Below are 19,811 nucleotides of genomic sequence, written 5' to 3'. Positions count from 1 at the left end.
AGCCTCGGAGGCGCCCCGACCGACAGGAGCGCCCGTGTCCGTGCCGAACCCGTTCGAGCAGCTCGCCGTGTCCGACCTGCGCAGGCGCTCCAGCCTGAAGTGGAGCCTGTTCGAGCCGGACGTCCTCCCGCTCTGGGTCGCCGAGATGGACGCGCCGCTGGCCGAGCCGGTGGTCCGCGTGCTGACGGACGCCGCGGTGCGCGGGGATGTCGGCTACCCGTACGGTCCTGCGTACGCCGAGGCGTTCGCGGACTTCGCGGCGCGACGCTGGGGCTTCGACGGCGTCGAGGTCACGCGGACCGCCCTGGTGCCGGACGTGATGAACGGTGTGCGAGAGGCGATCCGTCTGGTCACCGGCCCAGGGGACGCGGTCGTGGTCAGTCCACCGGTCTACCCGCCGTTCTTCGCCTTCGTCGCCCATGCCGAGCGCCGCGTGGTCGAAGCGCCGCTGGGAGCAGACGGGCGGCTCGATCTCGACGCGCTCGAGATCGCCTTCGACGCGGCGACGCGTGCGCCGGGGACGCGCGGCTCGTCGACCGGCGGTCGGCGGCGCGCGGCGTACGTCCTGTGCAACCCGCACAACCCGACCGGCGTCGCACACACCCGCTCGGAGCTCGAGGCCGTGGCGGCGCTGGCGGAGCGGTACGGGGTGCGGGTGGTCGCCGACGAGATCCACGGCCCGCTCGTGCTGTCCGGTGCGACGTTCGTCCCGTTCCTGTCGGTCGAGGGGGCGGAGAGCGCGTTCGTGGTCACCTCGGCGTCGAAGGCCTGGAACCTCGCGGGCGCGAAGGCCGGTCTGCTGATCGCCGGGCCTGGCGCAGTCGCCGATCTGGCGCGCCTGCCGGAGGTCGTCGCGCACGGAGCGAGCCAGCTCGGCGTCGTCGCGCACACGGCGGCGCTGCGCGACGGCGGGCCGTGGCTCGATGCCGCGATCGGCGGGCTGGAGGGCACCCGCTCGCTGCTCGCCGACCTGCTCGCGACCCGGCTTCCGCAGGTCCGGTGGCGTCGCAGCGAGGCGACCTACCTGGCCTGGTTGGACGTGTCCGCGCTCGATCTCGGCGGCGAGCACCCGGAGGGGCCCGCCGCCGAGATCCTCGAGCGGGGACGCGTCGCGCTCAACTCCGGCGTGCCGTTCGGGACCGGCGGTGCGGGACACGTCCGGTTGAACTACGCGACGTCGGCGGGTGTGCTGACCGAGGCCGTCGAGCGGGTCGCCGCACTGGTCGACTGAGCGCGGACCGACAACCCGGACCGTCCCAGCGTGAGCAGTGCGAGCCCGGCGATCAGCCACGTCGCCAGCACGACGAGTGCACCCGCGGAACCCGCGCCGTCGAAGAAGGCCGCCGACCGCACGGCTGCGACGCCGGCGCCGACCGGCATGAGCTGACCGAGCTCGCCCCACGGCTGCGGCACCATCTGCGGCGCGGTCGCGGCTCCCGAGAGCGGGTTGGCGACGAGGACCAGCATCAGCACGCCGAGGCCGGCGCCGGGCCGGCCGAGCACCGCGCCGAGCCCGGCGACCGTCGCCGTGACGGAGCCGACGAGCAGCGCGACGACGCCCGTGGTCGCGACCAGCCCACCGTCGAGGACGCCGATCGCGGTGAGCACGAGCGGTGCGACGACACCGCACGTCAGTGCGATCCCGCCGACGGCGGCGAGCCGGGCCGCGCGGGTGTGCAGGAACGCGAACACCGCGATGCCGCCGAGCGCGCTGGTGAGGACGAGCGGGAGCGTCCCCGCCGCGAGCCCGGCGCCGGTCGGATCGCCGGACGGCGTCGGCACGACGTCGGTGACGGGCACGGTCGAGCTCTGGTCGGAGAGCTCGGCCGCCGTGGACCGCATCGCCTGGGCCACGGCCGGGCTGGCCGCAGAGGCGACCAGCACCTCGGGCCCGTCGGGGGAGACCACCACGGCGGCGAGGACGTCGCGGTCCTCGATCGCGCTCCGGGCGGCCGCCGCGTCGTCGACCGTACGGACGTCGAACGCCGATGTGCCGTCGTCGCGCCCCGGCACGGCGGCGAGGCGATCCGCGACCGGCGCCGCTGCCTCTGCGGGCCCGGCGACCGCGATCGGGACCTCGCGGGGCCCGGACTCGGCTGCGGGCCAGGCGAACGCGAGCAGGAAGAGCGCCTGGACCGCGGCGATCCCCACGACGATCCCGAGGACCTTGCGTAGCTGGTCGGACATGATCCCTCCAAAAGAACGGGCATTCGTTTTATAGGAACCACCATGCGCTCGTGCGTCGCGCGTGTCAAGAAGGAATGTTCGTTCTATCCTCGACCCATGCCACGCGTGACCGAGGAGCATCGTGAGCGTCGGCGCCGGCAGATCCTGGACGCTGCGCGCCGGTGCTTCGCGCGTCAGGGCTTCCACCAGACCTCCATGAGCGACCTGCTCGCGGAGTCGGGGCTGTCGGCCGGCGCGTTCTACGGCTACTACCGATCGAAGTCCGAGCTCGTCGCCGCGGTCGCGGACGACGCCGTCGGCGGCGTGCTCGGCCTGATCACGCCGCTGGCGCACCGCGATCCGCCCCTGCCGGTCCGCGACTTCGTCCGCGAGGCGCTGCGCGCCACCGACGCGTACGCGTTCGGACCGGACGGCGTCGCGCGTCTGGCGCCGCAGGTGTGGTCGGAGGCCGTACGCGATCCCGTCGTGGCGGCGGCGCTGGAGACGCGGTACAGGCAGGTCATCGACGTCGTCGCCGAGGTGGTCCGCCACGACCAGGTCGCCGGCCGGATCGACGAGCAGGCGGACGCGGCCGAGGTCGCCGCGGTCCTGCTGAGCACGATCATGGGCTACCTGCTCCAGCGCCTGCTGTTCGCGAGCGTCGACGCGGACCCGTACGCCGCCGCACTGGCTGCGATCACAGGCGCGAGAGGGGGTCCGGGCACAGGGGCGGTCCGGTAGGGTTGAGCCTGACGGACGCACACACGCCCGCCCCCCGTACGGAGGATCGATGAGAAGCAGCAACCCCGTCTTCACCCGCAGCGAGGAGTTCAACCGGACCACCGCTGCTCCGGTCGCGAGCGACCCGAGCACCTGGCAGGTCGGCCAGCCCACGCAGACCGACGGGTACGGCACGCCGGGCGGGGGTGGCTACGACACGCCGACCGGCACCGCCGACCGGATGACGATCGACTCGGTCGTCATGCGGACCGCGATCACGTTGTTCCTGGTGTTCGCCTCGGCCGCCGTCACCTGGTTCATGCTCGGTGACGTGCTCGCCGACGAGGCAGCGCTCGGACGGGCCTTCGCGTTCGCCACCGGCGGCGCGATCATCGGCTTCGTCCTGGCGATGGTCAACTCCTTCAAGAAGGTGATCAGCCCCGCCCTCGTGATGGCGTACGCCGTGGTCGAGGGCGTGTTCGTCGGGGCCCTGTCGAAGGTGCTCTCGTCCTACGTCGGAGACGCGACGATCGTGGCGCAGGCCGTTCTCGGCACCGTCGCGGCCTTCGCCGGCACGCTGTTCGTCTACAAGTTCTTCAACATCCAGGTGACCCCGAAGTTCCGCCGGGGCGTGACCGCGGCGCTGTTCGGGTTCGTCGCGGTCCTGCTGCTCAACTGGATCCTGAGCTTCTTCAACGCCGACTTCGGGCTCCGCGACTTCTCGACCCTCGGCCTGCTGGTCAGCGGTGTGGCGGTCCTGCTCGGTGTGCTGTGCCTGATCCTCGACTTCGACTTCGTCGAGAAGGGCGTCGCGGCCGGGCTGCCGGAGCGCGAGTCCTGGCGGGCCGCGTTCGGACTGACCGTCACGCTGATCTGGCTGTACATCGAGATCCTGCGCATCCTCGCGATCCTGCGCGGCGACAACTGACGCCACCGCATCTCGCACGTTCGGCGAGGCCCCCGCGACCACCACGGTCGTGGGGGCCTCGCCGCGTCTGCGGTCAGGGTCGTGCGGGTCGCCGCTACCGGACCACGACGCATGCGCCTGCGTTCGGTCCGCATCCACGGAGGTGCCTGCGTTCGGTACCCGGAGCCGGTTCGAGTGCAGGCATCTCCGCGCGCGGGGCCGTTCGTCTCAGCGGCGGCGGACCCGGATCGCGGCCCAGCGGCCACGCGGCCCGCGGTCCGACCCGGCGACCTCGGTACGCGAGACCTCGGTCCCCGCGCGGTCCACGGCCTCGGCGGCCGCGAACGACACCGGGAGGACGACTCCCTCGGGGTAGGTGGCGGTCTCCTCGTCGTCGTCCCACACGCCGATCGCGGCCGCGACCGACGGCAGCATCGCATGCACCATCGACGCGTAGCCCACCGCTGAGGGGTGGAACCGGTCGTCGCCGAACAGCTCGGTCGGTGCCCGCCAGAAGGTCTGCTGGAGCAGGTCCGACAGCGACACCGCACGTCCTCCGGCCTCGAGCACGGTGATCATCTGCGCGGCGGCGAGCCGGCGGCTGACCTGACGCGCCAGAGCCCGCAGCGGCTGCGGGAGCGGGCGTACGGTCCCGAGGTCCGGGCAGGTCCCGACGACGACCTCGCACCCGGCCTCGCGCAACGTGCGGACCGCCTCCGACAGCTCACCGACAGCGGCCGGGACGCGGTTGGCATGGGTGACGTCGTTCGCACCGATCACCAGGGCCGCGACGTCGGGCCGCGCGACGAGGCCCTTGTCCACCTGCGCGGCGAGGTCGGCGGAGACGGCTCCGACGACGGCCTCGCTGGTGACCCGGACGGGGCGCTGCGCGATCTGCGACAGGCCGGCCCCGAACAGTGCCGGCGGGGTGTCCTCGGCCCGCGTCATCCCGTAGCCGACCCCGGTCGAGTCGCCGAGCATGAGGAAGGAGATCTCCCGGCCCGGCAGCTGCGCGCCGTACACGCCGTCCGGCGAGGGCGGCCGGTCGTCGGTGATCCCGATCTCCCGGCGGGCCCATCCGGCCTGCCACTTCAGGAGACCGAAGGCGCCTCCGCCGAGCAGGCCGAGCCCGCCCCCACCGAAGAGGGCTGCCGTTGCCATCCTGCGTGCCGCGCGTGCTCGGGCCATCGTCCTGCTCCCACCATCCTCGTCCGTCCTAGACTGCGAAGCGTGGACTACGCTAACGCGCTTCTGGATCTGGTCGGAGACACACCGCTGGTGAAGCTGCGTCGGGTGACCGACGACGCACCGGGCCTCGTGCTCGCGAAGGTCGAGTACCTCAATCCCGGCGGCAGCGTGAAGGACCGGATCGCGACCCGGATGGTCGAGGCGGCCGAGGCCTCCGGGGAGCTTCGGCCCGGCGGCACGATCGTCGAGCCGACGAGCGGCAACACCGGTGTCGGGCTCGCGATGGTCGCGCAGGAGAAGGGCTACCACTGCATCTTCGTGTGCCCCGACAAGGTGAGCGAGGACAAGCGCAACGTGCTCCGTGCCTACGGCGCGGAGGTGGTCGTGTGTCCGACCGCCGTCCCGCCGGAGCACCCGGACTCGTACTACTCGGTCTCCGACCGTCTGGTGGAGGAGACCGAAGGGGCCTGGAAGCCGAACCAGTACGCCAACGTGAACAACCCGGAGGCGCACTACGAGACCACCGGCCCGGAGGTGTGGAAGCAGACCGACGGCCGCATCACCCACTTCGTCGCGGGGATCGGCACGGGCGGCACGATCTCCGGCACCGGCCGCTACCTCAAGGAGGTCAGCGACGGCCGCGTCCAGATCGTGGGGGCCGACCCGCACGGGTCCGTCTACTCCGGCGGGACCGGACGCCCGTACCTGGTCGAGGGCGTCGGCGAGGACTTCTGGCCCACGACGTACGACCGCGACATCTGCGACCGGATCATCGAGGTCAGTGACGGCGACTCCTTCGACATGACGCGCCGGATGGCGCGCGAGGAGGCGATGCTCGTCGGCGGCTCGGCCGGGATGGCGGTCGTCGCCGCCGTCCGGCTCGCACAGGAGCTCGCCGACCCCGACGCGGTGATCGTGGTGCTGCTGCCCGACGGCGGACGCGGCTACCTCACGAAGGTCTTCGACGACACGTGGATGGGTCAGCACGGCTTCCTCGCCCCGCCGCCGGGCGAGCGAACCGTCGGCGACCTGCTGCGCGGGAAGGACGGGCGTCTGCCCGATCTCGTCCACACCCATCCGCACGAGTCGGTGGCCGAGGCGGTGGCGATCCTGCGGGAGTACGGGGTGTCGCAGATGCCGGTGCTCACCGCCGAGCCGCCCGTACGGTCCGGCGAGGTGGTGGGCGCGGTGAGCGAGCGCGACCTCCTCGACCGGTTGTTCCACAAGACCGCGTCGCTCGCCGACACCGTCGAGCAGCACATGGCGCCGCCCCTGCCCGGCGTCGGCGCCGGGGAGCCGGTCGAGGACGTGCTCGCGGCGCTCGAGGACGCCGACGCGGTGATCGTGCAGGAGGACGGGTCTCCGGCGGGTGTGCTGACCCGTCAGGACCTGCTCGGGTACGTCGCCGCTCTCTGAGCGGGGCAGGTGTCGGGGCAGCGACCGGGGCTGCGTCGGGCGGCTACTCCGGCCTCGCGACCACGACGGTGTTCGAGGCGAAGCCGGTGCCGTCCCAGTCGGCGCACGTGATCAGCACGAGACGCGGAGCACCGGTGCGCCGCATGATCCGCGAGGCGCGAGCCGCGAACTCGGCCTTGTCGTAGGTGGCGACGCGCTCGGCCTCGTAGACCATCCGGGCACCCTGGGTGTCGACCTGGATCTGGTCGCCGGGAGCGACCGCCCCGAGCACGTCGAACGCCCCGTTGCCCTCGTGCACGGAGTGGCCCGCCACCACCACCCGGCCGTGGGCGGATCCCGGGCGGGCGCTCTCGTCCCACCAACCGAGGCGGGCGGCGTCGGACGGGGGCGTCAGGACGCCGTCGTGGACGGTCATGGGGTCGACGGACGCAGAGACGCCGAGCGACGGCACCCGGAGGGCCCGGGGTCGCGCCTTGCCTCGGGGTGCCTCCTCGGGGGACGCCGCCACGGGCACGTCGGTCGCCGGCGTGGTGGTCCCTCCGGCGGCGCTGGGCGTGCCGCGCTCGGCGGTGTCCGGGTCGGAGGAGTCACCGGCCGCTGTGCTGAGCAGCGACCAGGTCAGGCAGACGGCACCAGCGAGCGCCGCCGCAGCGGCGAGAAGAGCTCTCGCGCTGCGGCGGCGCCGGGTGCGTGCGTCAGGCGCGGTGGGCACCGCGTCGACGCAGGGTGAGCGTCAGACCGCCCGCACCGAACAGGAGGAGCGCACCGGCGACGCCCGCAAGCATCGCGAGCGACGTCCCGCTGGCGGGCTCGGTCGTCGTGCCGACGAGTCCGGCGTCCACGACCGACGGGGCGAGGCCGTTGTCGTCGTCGTTGTCGACCGGCACCGCCGCTGACTCCGAGGCGACGCCCTGCGAGGGGGTGGTGGTCGTCGAGGTCGGCGGGGTGGTCGCGTCCGTCGTGGGGACGGTGGTCACGTCGGTCGTCGGCGCGGTGGTCGGCTCCGTCGTCGGCTCCGTCGTCGGCTCGGTGGTCGGCTCGGTCGTCGGGGCGCTGCTCGGCGGGCTCGTCGGCGCGCTGCTCGGCGGCGTCGTCGTCGGAGCCGTCGTCGGCTCGGTGCAGTCGTCCTTCGGGGTCTCACCCTTGCCGGGCTTCTCGCCCTTCCCCTTGCCCGGGTGGCCCTTGCCCGGCTCGCCCTTGCCGGGCTCGCCCTTGCCGGGGACGCACGGCTCGTCCTTGACCGGGACGTAGCTGAGTGAGAAGTGGCTGATCGACTTGCCGCTGGAGTGGGTGAGGGTGAAGGACGCCGACGGGGGCGTGACCTCGCCCGTCTCGACGCCGGCGCCACTGTGGGTCGACCCGGCCTTCACGCAGTAGGCGGAGATCAGATAACCGTCGGGAGCCGTGACGATCAGGCTTCCGCTGTTCTCTTCGACGTCGACCTTCCCGGAGTCCAGCGGGGGGCAGACTTCCTGTCCGTTGCCCTTGGTCGGCACCGCGGCGTGGCCGGGTGCGGCGAAGGCGAGGGAGGAGACGACGATCAGCAGGCAGGCAGCAAGGAACTTCGTGACGGTGTGCACGGTCGAACGGCTCACTTCTGTGCCGGGCGAGGACGGTCGCCACATCCATCCGGCGGGGCGGGGGCGGGGGGTACGGAGGGAGCACTGCGCGGAGCGCTGCCATCCGTCGGCGACTGCACTGTTCTACCAGGTTCGCGGGGTCACGTGAAGCCGTCGTCGCGCGTCGTCGGTGAGATCGGTCGGTATGTCCGATTTCCCCATTGAGCAGGCCAAATGGGGCGATCTGGGCCAAGATGTGAGCCATTGGCCCGTACTCGGGAGACGCGGGCCACGCCTCCGGGGGGAAACGCATGAAGCAGGCTCCAGCGCCGCGTCGATCGGCGCGCACCATTGTCGCGGTCGCGGCCTCGCTGCTGCTGGTCGGGTTGCTGAGTGCCCCGTCGGTCGCCGAGGAACCGGCCGACCCCGCCGAGGCGGTCTCGACCGAGGCAGCGACCGAGACGGTGCCCCCCGACGGGCCGACCGGTGGAGCGCCCGAGGAGGCGACGGAGGACGCCGAGCAGGAACCCTCCGAGGAAGCAGCCGAGGACCCCGCGGCGCAGGCGACGCAGGAGCCGTCCGACGATGCGGACCGGCCCGACGAGGACGCGAGCGGCGAGCCGGGCGCGGACGCCACGGACGAGCCCAGCGGCGACGCGTCCGACGGTCCACCGCCACCGCCGGAAGACTCCGACGGGCCGGGGATCGGCGTCCAGTCCGTCCCGGTGCCGAGCGGCAACCAGGCGGTCATCACGGTCAAGGTCGGCGGCGACCGTACGGGCTCGGCCGCGGTGGCGCCGCTGGCCGGTGTCACGTTGCAGCTCTACAACGGCGGTGGGGGCGGATCGACGACCGCGGTGACGGACGCGTGGGCGACGTGCGTGTCCGACGCCGACGGCGACTGCTCGTTCGTCGTGCCGAACACGCAGACGAGCATCGTCGGGAACTGCTCGACGGGCCTCGGTGCGGGCGCCAACTGCGACCGGCGCTTCTGGGTCGTGCAGACGGGCGTCCCGTCCGGCTGGTATGCCAACGACGAGCTTCGTACGGGTGGTTCCTCCCAAGCTACGTCGTACGAGTTCCGGACCGGCACGACCTTGCGCGCAGGAAACACCTACAGCTCGCTCAGCGCGTTCATGACAGCGACCGGGGGCGAGAACCGGACCGCCTCGGGCGGCGTGTGGCAGCAGTCGCGTACGAACCCTCCGCCGCTCCAGCAGTGTGGGATCAACGTCGCGCTCGTCCTCGACCTCTCCGGATCGGTCGGCTCGTCGGTCGGTGCGCTCAAGGGCGCGGCCGACACCTTCACGGATGCGCTCGTCGGCACCCCCTCGCAGATGTCGCTGTTCTCGTTCTCCACGCTGTCGCCCGCGGTGAACGCCACTCAGAACTACCCGGGCCTGCTATCGGTCGCGACGCAGGCGGGCGCGAACACGTTCAAGGCCAGGTACGCCTCGTGGACCGCAAGCGGAGGCACGAACTGGGATCGCGGTCTGTTCGTGCCCGCCCAGGCCGCGGCGGGCTACGACGTCGCGGTCGTCATCACCGACGGGAACCCCACGTTCTACGGCACGCCGGCGGAGGGTCCCGGAAACTTCACCCGTCTGCGCGAGATGGAGAACGGCATCTTCTCCGCCAACGCCCTGAAGGCGCAGGGCACCCGGGTGCTCGCCGTGGGTGTCGGCGCCGGCGTCTCCGACTCGGCGACCGGACTGAACCTGGCCGCGATCTCCGGCACCACGGAGTACAACGGAGCGAACATCGGCACCGCCGACTACTTCCAGGTCTCCGACTACGCCGCTGTCGGTCAGGGGCTCCGTCAGCTGGCCCTGGGCGACTGCGCGGGCTCGATCAGTGTCGTCAAGGAGATCGTGCCCTCCGGTGGGACCGTCGCCGACGCCACGCCGGCCGGTGCCGGATGGACCTTCGACGCGGCGTCGAGCACGACCGGTGCCGCGATCGACGCTCCGACCTCGCGGACCACCGACGACTCGAGCGCCGTCAACTTCCCGATCACCTTCGACGGCGGTGTCACGACGGGCACCATCGGCATCACCGAGCAGCAGCAGCCGGGCTACACCCTCGTCCCGGTCGGGGGAGCCAACGCCGAGTGCACCAACCTGGGGACCGGTGCGTCCGTCGCCGTCACGAACGACGGGGCCACGGGGTTCACCGTCGGCGTCCCGAGCACGGCGGCGGTCAGCTGCACCGTCTACAACGAGGCGCCCGCGCTGCAGTCGAGCGTCACGGTAGAGAAGGAGTGGTCGATCAACGGCGCCGATCCGGTCCCTGACGGTAGCCAGCCGGACGGCTTCGACGCGCAGCTGACCCTGACCGGCCCGGGGGCAGCGGGCGCAACACCGCAGGAGTGGGGTGTCACCCGGCCGGGCTACACGCGCGGCGACGGGACGACGATCAACGAAGAGTTGACCTTCGGTCCTGACGCGATCGACCCCGACCTGTGCACGTTGGACGAGGCTGCGATCGTCGAGTCGAACGGGAATCCGATCACCCCGATCGATCTCGGGGACGACGGCGCCGAGGTCATCCTGCTGGGCGCCACCAACAACTATGTCGTGCGCAACACCGTCACCTGCGAGTCGCGCCTGACGCTCTCGAAGGACGTCGTCGGCAACGCCGACCCGACCGAATGGGATCTCAGTGCCCTACCCGCTCCGTCGAACCCACCCGACCAGATCCCCGGTCCCAGCGGTGAGGCTTTCAGCCCCGACGTGACCGACCAGGTCGTGTCCGGCGGGATTCCGTACCAGCTGGCGGAGTCGGACCCGAACCCGCTCTACGCGCAGGACGATCAACGCACGGATCTTCAGGTCTACCCGGAGTCGACCGGCTCGTGGGCGTGCGTGCGCGTCAACGACCTCGGCATTGTGATCCCGGGCTTTAACGACGGCTTGAACGGTGGCGTGACAGTCCCGATCGGCGTGCGGGTCGAGTGCACCGCGACCAACCGCACCGGCTTCCTCACCCTGGTCAAGGAGGTGACGAACGACAACGGCGGTACGGCGTTCCCCAGCGACTTCGAGCTGACGGTGACACCGCGACCGAACCCCGTCGTTCCCGGCCTCGAGCCCCAGACCGTCACGGGGTCTGCGCTTCCCGGGGAGACCATCGAGGTGCGCCCCGACCACATCTACGACCTCACCGAGACCGGACCGGACGGATACGCCCTGGAGAACCTTGTCTGCACCGTGCAGGGCGTCCCCCGTGCTACGACCGAGATCATCGTGGAGGCCGGGCAGACGGTCGCCTGCGCCTTCCTCAACGACGACCAGCCGTCGACGCTCACGCTGGTCAAGGAGGTCACGACCGACAACGGTGGCAGCGCGGAGCCGGAGGACTGGACGCTGGAGGCGGACGGACCGACCGCCGGGATCTCCGGTCCGACCGGCGACCCCGCGGTGACGGGAGTGACGGTCGACGCCGGGGACTACGACCTGTCCGAGTCCGGCGGTCCGGACGGCTACACGGCGAGCGACTGGGACTGCGGTCCCGCGACCGTCACCGGCTCGACCGTCACCGTCCCGAACGGCGCCGACGTCACGTGCACGATCGTGAACGACGACGAGCCGGCGCAGCTCACCCTGCGCAAGGTCGTCGACGCCGGCGGTACGGGCGGGACGGCGGTGCCGGCCGACTGGACGTTGACCGCCACTCCGGACGGCATCACGGGCCAGGGCCCGGTGTCGGGCAACGGTGCGGACGGGGTCACGGCCGAGCCGGTCTTCGCGGGCACGTACGACCTGAGCGAGGCCGGTCCGGACGGCTACGACCCGGGCTCGTGGGTGTGCTCCGGCACCGGCGGGACGCAGGCGGACGCCGCGATCACGCTGGACAGCGGCGCCGACGTCACCTGCACGATCACGAACACCGCGCAGCCCCCCAGCCTGACGCTGGTCAAGGAGGTCACGAACGACGACGGCGGCAGCGCCGAGCCCGAGGACTGGACGCTGGAGGCGGACGGGCCGACGACCGGCGTCTCGGGGCCCACGGGCGACCCCGCGGTCACCGACGTGGCGGTCGCGATCGGGGACTACGACCTGAGCGAGTCCGGCGGGCCCGACGGCTACACGGCGGGTGACTGGTCGTGCGAGGGCGGCCTGCTGTCGGGGTCGACGGTGACGATCGGCCTCGGCCAGGACGTCACCTGCACCATCGTCAACGACGACGAGCCGGCGACGTTGACGCTGTTGAAGAACGTGGTGAACGACAACGGGGGTACGGCGGGGCCGGGGGACTGGACGTTGTCGGCGGACGGTCCGACGCCGGTGAACGGTCCGGGGAACTCCGACCAGGTGACGAACCAGACGGTGGACGCGGGTGACTACGACCTGTCGGAGTCCGGTGGTCCGGACGGGTACACGCCGACCGACTGGCAGTGCACGGGCGGCACGGTGTCGGGGAGCACGGTGAGTGTGCCGAGTGGTGGTGAGGTGTTCTGCGCGATCACCAACGACGATCAGCCGGGCACGCTGACGCTGGTCAAGGAGGTCGTCAACGACAACGGCGGCACGGCCCTCCCCACGGACTGGATCCTGTCGGCCGATGGGCCGACCGCGCCGATCTCGGGCCCGTCCGGTGACCCGTCCGTGACGGCGGTGACGGTCGATGCGGGCGACTACGACCTGGACGAGTCGGGTCCGTCCGGCTACACCGAGAGCCTGTGGGACTGCGACGCGCCGACAGTGAACGGTCTGACGGTGACCGTCCCCAACGGCGCCGACGTGACGTGCACGATCACCAACGACGACGACCCGGCGACGATCACGCTGATCAAGCTCGTGACCAACGACAACGGCGGTACGGCGGGCGGCGAGGACTGGACGTTGACGGCGGACGGCCCGGACTTCGTGAGCGGTCCGGGCAACACACCGTCCGTCACCCAGCAGGTCATCGATGCCGGTGAGTACGAGCTGTCGGAGTCGGGAGGGCCGCCTGGCTACACCGCATCGGCGTGGCAGTGCGTGGGGGGTTCGTTGGCCGGCTCGACGGTGACGGTGCCCACCGGTGCAGACGTGCTCTGCGAGATCACCAACGACGACGAGCCGGCGACGTTGACGCTGTTGAAGAACGTGGTGAACGACAACGGGGGTACGGCGGGGCCGGGGGACTGGACGTTGTCGGCGGACGGTCCGACGCCGGTGAGCGGTCCGGGGAACTCCGACCAGGTGACGAACCAGACGGTGGACGCGGGTGACTACGACCTGTCGGAGTCCGGTGGTCCGGACGGGTACACGCCGACCGACTGGCAGTGCACGGGCGGCACGGTGTCGGGGAGCACGGTGAGTGTGCCGAGTGGTGGTGAGGTGTTCTGCGCGATCACCAACGACGACGAGCCGGGCACGCTGACCCTGGTCAAGGAGGTGGTGAACGACGACGGTGGGACGGCGGCTCCGGGTGACTGGACGCTGACGGCCGACGGACCGACATCCCCGATCAGCGGACCGTCCGGTTCGCCGGCCGTCACCGCGGTCAGCGTCGACGCCGGCAGCTATGCCCTGAGCGAGTCCGCCGGCCCGGACGGTTACACGGCCGGCGACTGGGACTGCGGCCCGGCGACCGTGGTCGCCTCCGCAGTGACGGTGCCCCTCGGCGGCGACGTCACCTGCACGATCGTCAACGACGACGAGCCGGGGACGCTGACCCTGGAGAAGATCGTCGACGGCGGTCCGGCCGATCCGACCGCGTGGACCCTGACCGCCGACGGGCCGACCGCCGGCGTGTCCGGTGCGACCGGTGATCCTGCGGTGACCGGGGCGACTGTCGATGCCGGTGACTACGCCCTGTCGGAGTCCGGCGGACCCGTCGGCTACGTCGCCGGCGACTGGGAGTGCGGGCCTGCTGCGGTCGATGGGAGCACGGTGACCGTGCCGAGCGGAGCCGACGTGACCTGCACGATCACCAACAGCTTCCTGCCCGCGCGGCTCACGCTCGTCAAGGTCGTGATCAACGACGACGGCCGCGGCGCCGAGGCGACCGACTGGACGCTGAGCGCGACCGGGACGACGGACACGATCGAGGGGGCGACGGGAAGCCCCGCCGTCACCGCGGCCGTCGTCGAGCCCGGGGCGTACACCCTGTCGGAGGAGGGGCCGGCCGGCTACGACGCGTCGGACTGGGTCTGCGAGGGCCTCCTCGGAGACGTGCCCGTCGTCGACGGTGCCGTCGAGGTCGCACCGCATGCGGCCGTGACCTGCACCATCACCAACGACGACCAGCCGCTGCCGCCGGTCAGCACGTGGACGGTCGTCAAGTCCTCCGACCCGCCCTCGGGCACGGAGGTCGAGCCCGGTGACGTGGTCACGTACACGCTCGACGCGAGGCTCCTCAGCGGGAGCGGCGCGAGTGACGTCGTGATCTCCGACGACCTGTCGGACGTGCTCGACGACGCCACGCTGGTCGCGGGGAGCATCGACGCCGGTGCCGGGACCGCACGGCTGCGCGGGACCACCCTCACGTGGACGATCCCGACCCTGAGCGCCGACGCGGTGCTGACGTACCAGGTCGTCGTCGACGACGGCAGCGAGGGCGAACGTCTGCGCAACGTGGTCACGGCACCGGGCGCGGGTCCGTGCCCACCCGCGCAGCCGTCGTCGGCTCGCGTCGTGGACGACTGCCGGACGACGACCCACGACGTCCCGGAGCCACCGGGGCCGATCGTGCCGCCGGTGCCGCCGCACCTGCCGAACACCGGCGGTCCGGCGGGCTGGCTGGGCTGGGTCGCGCTCCTCCTGGTCGTGATCGGGAGCGTGCTCACCGCCGGCGGCCGCCGGCGCACAGCCGACGAGTAGGCCCGTGGCACAGTTGCCGTATGCAGCTGCGCATCTTCACCGAGCCCCAGCAGGGCGCCACGTACGACGACCTGCTCGCCGTCGCGCAGGCGACCGAGCGGCACGGGTTCGACGCCTTCTTCCGGTCCGACCACTACCTCGGGATGGGGACCGACGGGCTTCCCGGGCCGACCGACGCGTGGACCACGCTGGCCGGTCTGGCCCGCGAGACCGAGCGGGTCCGACTGGGGACGCTGATGACGTCGGCGACCTTCCGGCTCCCGGGTGTCCTGGCGATCCAGGTGGCGCAGGTCGACCAGATGAGCGGCGGAAGGGTCGAGCTCGGGTTGGGAGCGGGCTGGTTCACCGAGGAGCACGAGGCCTACGGCATCCCGTTCCCGACGGTCGGTGAACGCTTCGACCGCTTCGCCGAGCAGCTCGAGGTCGTCACCGGCCTGTGGCGGACTCCGCCGGGCGAGCGCTACGCGTTCGACGGCAAGCACTACACGCTCGTCGACTCGCCGGCGCTGCCGAAGCCGGTGCAGAGCGCGCCGCCGGTCATCGTCGGCGGTCGCGGCGCGAAGCGGACGCCGGCGCTCGCCGCGCGGTACGCGTCCGAGTTCAACCTGCCGTTCACCCCGCTCGGCGAGCACCGCGGTGCGTACGACCGGGTGCGGGCCGCGTGCGAGGCGATCGACCGGGACCCCGACGAGCTGACCTACTCCAGTGCGCTCGTGGTCTGCTGCGGTGAGGACGAGCAGTCGGTCGCGCGCCGGGCGGCTGCGATCGGCCGCGAGGTCGACGAGCTCCGGGAGAACGGCCTGTGCGGGACACCGGGCGAGGTCGCAGCCCGTCTGTCCGAGTACGCCGCGGCGGGGTCGCAGCGTGTCTACCTGCAGGTGCTCGACCTGGCCGACCTCGAGCACGTCGCCCTCCTCGGCGAGCAGGTCCTCCCGGCGGTCGCTGATGTCTGAGGGGTCGTCGGGCTCCCTGCCGTCGAGCACGGAGTCGGCGGGCTCCGGGTCGTCGGGTCCCCGTCCGGACCTCGCGCGTCCGGTCGTCCCGAACCTGCGTGACGTCGGGGGGCTGCCGATCCCCGACGGTCGCCGTACCCGCTCCGGTGTCCTCCTGCGCAGCGCGATGCCCCAACCGGGCGACGCCGGGCCGGACGGCGTCGCGTGGCCGCCCGGCCTGGTGATCGATCTGCGGTCGGCCTCGGAGGCCGGCCCGTACCACCCGCTCGCGAGCGTCGCCGGGAGCATCCGACGGATCTCCCTGCTCGAGGCGCTGCGTCCCGACGGTCCCCAGTCGGCGAGCCCCGAGACCGTCCAGGCGATGGCTGAGGGCGGTCTGCGCGCGCTCTACCTGGGCATGCTCGAGGTCGCGGCCGACGGTCTCGCCGAGGTCGCCACCCTCGTGGCGACCGCCGACGGAGCGACGCTCCTGCACTGCGCTGCGGGCAAGGACCGGACGGGCGTCGCGGTGGCCCTGCTCCTGCGCACGGTCGACGTGGAGCGGGACGCGGTCGTCGACGACTACCTCGCGACCGGGCAGGCGATGGAGGCCGTCATCCGGCGGCTCCAGCACGCGGCACCGCTCGATCCGAAGCGCCGCGCGCCGCAGTCGTACCTCGCGATCCCGCCCGAGGCGATCCAGGCGGTCCTGGACGTGTGGGACGCCCATCCCGGCGGGGCGGCGGGATGGCTCCGCGACGCCGGTGCGAGCGCCCGCACGCTCGATCTCCTCCGGCGACGCCTCGTCGCCTGAGGGCGCCGCCGGGAGGCTTTCGGTCGGGCTCGCCGCCCTGGCCTGCGACGACTCCCGACCTGGCGATTCTGTGATCCGGTTCACAAATTCGGGGTCACAACCTCGGTGAGGCCAAATGGCCAACAGGTATTGCAACACCGGGTTACAGTGTGCGATGTTACTCACACGTAGCGCACGTCACACACGACGGACGCTGCAGCGTGTACCACGCGGACTGTCCGCTGGAACTGGAGGGAAGAACATTGTCCGATCAACAGAACCCCCGGCTCGGGCGCCGTCAGCTGTCGCTGGCCGCGTCCGGTGCTCTGATCGCGGGAACGGCCCTCAGCGCCGCCGTGCTCGGAAGCGGCCCCGCTCAGGCTGCTGACCTGAACCAGGACTTCACGTACGGCTGCGACACCGTCGCCGCCGGCCTGCCGCTCGGCGTGCAGAGCGTGAACGTCAACGCGAAGGTGACCGTGCCCGACGAGGTCGAGCCCGGCGAGGTCATCCCGACCCGCAAGACGCAGATCACCCTGACGCTCCCGGAGACGCTGCGCAACGCCACGTACGGGCTGCTCGCCGCCCGTCAGGCAGGCGGGGCGTCCGAGGACGCGGCGATCACGGTCACCGCCGACGGCTACAGCGGCGAGGACTCGTACACGATCCAGAACCTCTCGGCGCCGTTCACGCCGGTCCCGGCGACGGCCGGTGATCCCTGGCTCATCCCGACCGAGGGCGACGTGCCGGCGATCACCGTCCCGGCCGACGCGACCCCCGGTGGCGTGACCACCATCCACATGCCGGGCGCGTTCAACATCACGGCGTCGCTCCTCAACGCCAGCGGCGGCTACGTCGGCGGCGAGGGTGCCGTGACGATGGCCTGCACGCTGCAGGGCACCGACGACGTGTTCGGCACGGTCCCGATCGCGTCCGAGCCGACGGACCCGCCGACCACCGAGCCGACGGACCCGCCGACCACCGAGCCGACGGATCCGCCGACCACCGAGCCGACGGACCCGCCGACCACCGAGCCGACGGACCCGCCGACCACCGAGCCGACGGATCCGCCGACCACCGACCCGACGGAGCCTCCGGCCGGTTCGACGGTCAGCCTGCCCATCTCCGGCACCTCGGAGCTCGCGAAGCAGGACGGCACGCTGGACATCAACGGTGACCTGACCGGCACCCTCAACCTCGGCCCGCCGGTCTCGCTGGCCGACGGCGTGCTGGACATCGACCAGATCGAGGGACACATCCGCCTGCTCGGCATCCCGGGCCTCGGCGACACCACGTCCACGATCAACCTGATCCAGACGCAGCCGACCACCGCGGTGACCGATTCCGAGGGCTACGTCACGGTCGACCTCGCCTTCAAGCTCGGCGTGCCGCGGGTCTCCTCGGACCTGCTGCCCTGGATCAACATCGTCCGCTCCAGCTGCGGCACCGGTGAGATCCAGACCACCCTGCGCTCGACCAACACGTTCTCGCTCGACGGGACCCTCAACCTCGTCGGCGAGTACACGATCCCGAAGTTCAAGAACTGCGACTACCTCGGCGCCCGCAACGCGCTGCTGACGTCGCTGCTCTCGGGCTCGGGGAACACGCTCGAGCTGGAGGCCGGGCCGATCCAGTCGGCCGGCTGACAACGAGACTGGGCGTCGGCTCTTCGACTGGAGGGATCGTGGGGCCGACGCCCACCTCACCGCTGGGTCCGGTGTCCAGGAGGGACGGCACCGGGCCCGGCGCCCCACCGGGCTGAGCCGGTGAGCGACCTGTCGCTCACCGGCTCAGTCTTGCCTTACCGCAGGGTGGCCGTCCTAGCCTGCTGGAAGGCGACGTGCCGAGACCAGGGGGTAGGTCCATGTCGGTGCTCGAACTTCCGGAAGTCGACGAGTGTGCCGCAGCCGGCTGCTCGTACAACCACGACCACGTCTGCCACGCGGGCGCGATCACGATCAGCGGGACGCCCGAGGACGCCGCGTGCGGGACGTTCATCGATCTCGGCCCGTCCGGTGGGCTCCCCACGGTGGTGGCCCGGGTCGGAGCATGCCACCGTACGGATTGTGTCCACAACAGCGATCTCGAGTGCACCGCCGAGGCGATCAGGGTCGGCCCGGGCCAGGACAAGGCCGACTGCCTCACCTACCAGATGCGGATCTGACCCGCGCTCCCCTCGATCCGGCGCGTGCGGAGAGGGGCGATGAGCGCCGCTGTGCCCGGCGCGTCCGACGCGCTGCGCGAGATCGCCTTCTGGCTGGAGCGGGCGCGGGAGCAACCGCGCCGCCCGATGGCGTACCGCAAGGCCGCGGACGTCGTCGACGGCCTCGACGACGCCCGCCGCGAGGACCTCGCACAGTCGGGCTCGTGGACCGACCTGCCCGGGATCGGCCCCAGCACGGCGGCCGTGATCGCGCAGGCCGTCGCCGGGCGCGTCCCCGACAAGCTGGCGGCCCTGCGCGACGAGGCGGAGCCCGGGGAGGGCGACGACACGTCTCTGCGTGCGGCGCTGCGCGGTGACCTGCACACGCACACGACGTGGTCCGACGGCGGCGCGGCCCTCGAGGAGATGGTCGCGACCGCGGTCCGTCTCGGGCACGAGTACTACGCCATCACCGACCACTCGCCGCGGCTGACCGTCGCGAACGGCCTCTCGCCCGAGCGGCTGCATCGCCAGCTCGACGTGATCGAGCGGCTCAACGCCGAGGTGGCGCCGTTCCGCATCCTGACCGGCATCGAGGTCGACATCCTCGAGGACGGGAGCCTGGACCAGGATCCCGAGCTGCTCGACCGGCTCGACGTCGTCGTGGCCAGCGTCCACTCCCGGCTGCGAGACCCGTCCGACACGATGACCCGCCGGATGGTCACCGCGATCGCCAACCCGCGCGTCGACGTGCTCGGGCACGCGACAGGCCGGCTCGTCGAGGGGTCGCGGGGCACGCGGCCGCCGTCGGAGTTCGACGCCGAGATCGTCTTCGAGGCCTGCAAGCAGTTCCGGACGGCTGTCGAGATCAACAGCCGGCCCGAGCGTCGCGACCCGCCGGCGGCCCTGATCGACATCGCGGTGGAGCGCGGCTGCGTGTTCTCCATCGACACCGACGCCCATGCGCCCGGCCAGCTGGCGTGGCAGGGGCGCGGCTGCGTACGGGCCGAGCGCGCGGGCATCGGACCCGACCGCGTGGTCAACGCGTGGCCGGTCGAGGACCTGCTCGCCTGGTCGGCCCAGCGCCGCGGCATCTAGCCGCGATCGGGGATCGCACGGGTGAGTCCGGGCGGGCGGTGGCGTGCCCGAGGGTTCGGCACCTGAGTCTCGACCACGAC

At 72.0% G+C, this 19,811-nt stretch carries 14 protein-coding genes; 10 read left to right on the top strand and 4 right to left on the bottom strand.

Translation table 11 applies throughout. From position 1 onward, the window contains the following. The first annotated feature begins 34 nt into the window (after positions 1–34). Positions 35–1,231, top strand: coding sequence for a MalY/PatB family protein (locus CLV56_RS05215; RefSeq protein WP_039349433.1), 1,197 nt, complete (start codon positions 35–37; stop codon positions 1,229–1,231). Here CLV56_RS05215 and CLV56_RS05210 read toward each other — a convergent pair. Then, the gene (locus tag CLV56_RS05210) at positions 1,168–2,187 is read right to left on the bottom strand and encodes a hypothetical protein (RefSeq protein WP_039349429.1); all 1,020 of its coding nucleotides are present in this window, start codon (positions 2,185–2,187) and stop codon (positions 1,168–1,170) included. The two genes, CLV56_RS05215 and CLV56_RS05210, sit on opposite strands and share 64 nt — an antisense overlap. A gap of 96 nt (positions 2,188–2,283) precedes the next feature. Between CLV56_RS05210 and CLV56_RS05205 the strand changes: the two genes are divergently transcribed. Together CLV56_RS05205 and CLV56_RS05200 are read left to right on the top strand one after the other, a co-directional pair. Further along, positions 2,284–2,907 (top strand): TetR/AcrR family transcriptional regulator, encoded by a 624-nt coding sequence (locus CLV56_RS05205; protein WP_039349426.1) that lies wholly within the window; start codon positions 2,284–2,286, stop codon positions 2,905–2,907. A gap of 49 nt (positions 2,908–2,956) precedes the next feature. Further along, positions 2,957–3,814 (top strand): Bax inhibitor-1/YccA family protein, encoded by an 858-nt coding sequence (locus CLV56_RS05200; RefSeq protein WP_039349423.1) that lies wholly within the window; start codon positions 2,957–2,959, stop codon positions 3,812–3,814. A gap of 207 nt (positions 3,815–4,021) precedes the next feature. Here the strand turns inward: CLV56_RS05200 and CLV56_RS05195 are convergent, their stop codons facing one another. After that, positions 4,022–4,981, bottom strand: coding sequence for an SGNH/GDSL hydrolase family protein (locus CLV56_RS05195; RefSeq protein ID WP_039349478.1), 960 nt, complete (start codon positions 4,979–4,981; stop codon positions 4,022–4,024). 42 nt (positions 4,982–5,023) lie between these two features. Between CLV56_RS05195 and CLV56_RS05190 the strand changes: the two genes are divergently transcribed. Beyond that, positions 5,024–6,397, top strand: a complete 1,374-nt coding sequence (locus tag CLV56_RS05190; protein ID WP_039349420.1) for a cystathionine beta-synthase — start codon at positions 5,024–5,026, stop codon at positions 6,395–6,397. Positions 6,398–6,440: 43 nt separating this feature from the next. On the opposite strand, the gene CLV56_RS05185 is transcribed toward CLV56_RS05190, so the two are convergent. After that, positions 6,441–7,109, bottom strand: a complete 669-nt coding sequence (locus CLV56_RS05185) for a class F sortase (protein ID WP_100414493.1) — start codon at positions 7,107–7,109, stop codon at positions 6,441–6,443. Continuing rightward, entirely contained in the window at positions 7,093–7,977 is an 885-nt protein-coding gene (locus CLV56_RS05180) for a hypothetical protein (protein ID WP_157805072.1), read from the bottom strand. Before CLV56_RS05180 ends, CLV56_RS05185 begins: the two co-directional genes overlap by 17 nt. A gap of 290 nt (positions 7,978–8,267) precedes the next feature. On the opposite strand from CLV56_RS05180, the gene CLV56_RS05175 reads away from it, so the two are divergent. From CLV56_RS05175 to CLV56_RS05150, 6 genes are all read left to right on the top strand, one after another. Then, a complete protein-coding gene (locus tag CLV56_RS05175; protein WP_100414491.1) occupies positions 8,268–14,765 on the top strand; it encodes a DUF7927 domain-containing protein in 6,498 nt (2,165 codons plus the stop codon). 20 nt (positions 14,766–14,785) lie between these two features. Then, positions 14,786–15,718: an LLM class F420-dependent oxidoreductase gene (locus CLV56_RS05170; protein WP_039349419.1), complete on the top strand. Its 933-nt coding sequence runs from the start codon at positions 14,786–14,788 to the stop codon at positions 15,716–15,718. Continuing rightward, on the top strand, positions 15,711–16,511 hold the full coding sequence (locus CLV56_RS05165) for a tyrosine-protein phosphatase (protein WP_039349416.1): 801 nt from the start codon (positions 15,711–15,713) through the stop codon (positions 16,509–16,511). Before CLV56_RS05170 ends, CLV56_RS05165 begins: the two co-directional genes overlap by 8 nt. A 242-nt stretch (positions 16,512–16,753) precedes the next feature. Further along, positions 16,754–18,136: a DUF6801 domain-containing protein gene (locus CLV56_RS05160; protein ID WP_039349413.1), complete on the top strand. Its 1,383-nt coding sequence runs from the start codon at positions 16,754–16,756 to the stop codon at positions 18,134–18,136. Positions 18,137–18,354: 218 nt separating this feature from the next. Then, entirely contained in the window at positions 18,355–18,654 is a 300-nt protein-coding gene (locus CLV56_RS05155; RefSeq protein WP_039349410.1) for a DUF1540 domain-containing protein, read from the top strand. A 39-nt stretch (positions 18,655–18,693) separates the two neighbouring features. Further along, entirely contained in the window at positions 18,694–19,731 is a 1,038-nt protein-coding gene (locus tag CLV56_RS05150) for a PHP domain-containing protein (RefSeq protein ID WP_039349408.1), read from the top strand. The last annotated feature ends 80 nt before the right edge of the window (positions 19,732–19,811 follow it).

Origin of the sequence: Mumia flava, assembly GCF_002797495.1 — a bacterium.
Lineage (GTDB): Bacteria > Actinomycetota > Actinomycetes > Propionibacteriales > Nocardioidaceae > Mumia > Mumia flava.
This window is presented reverse-complemented; position numbering and strand designations above follow the sequence as displayed.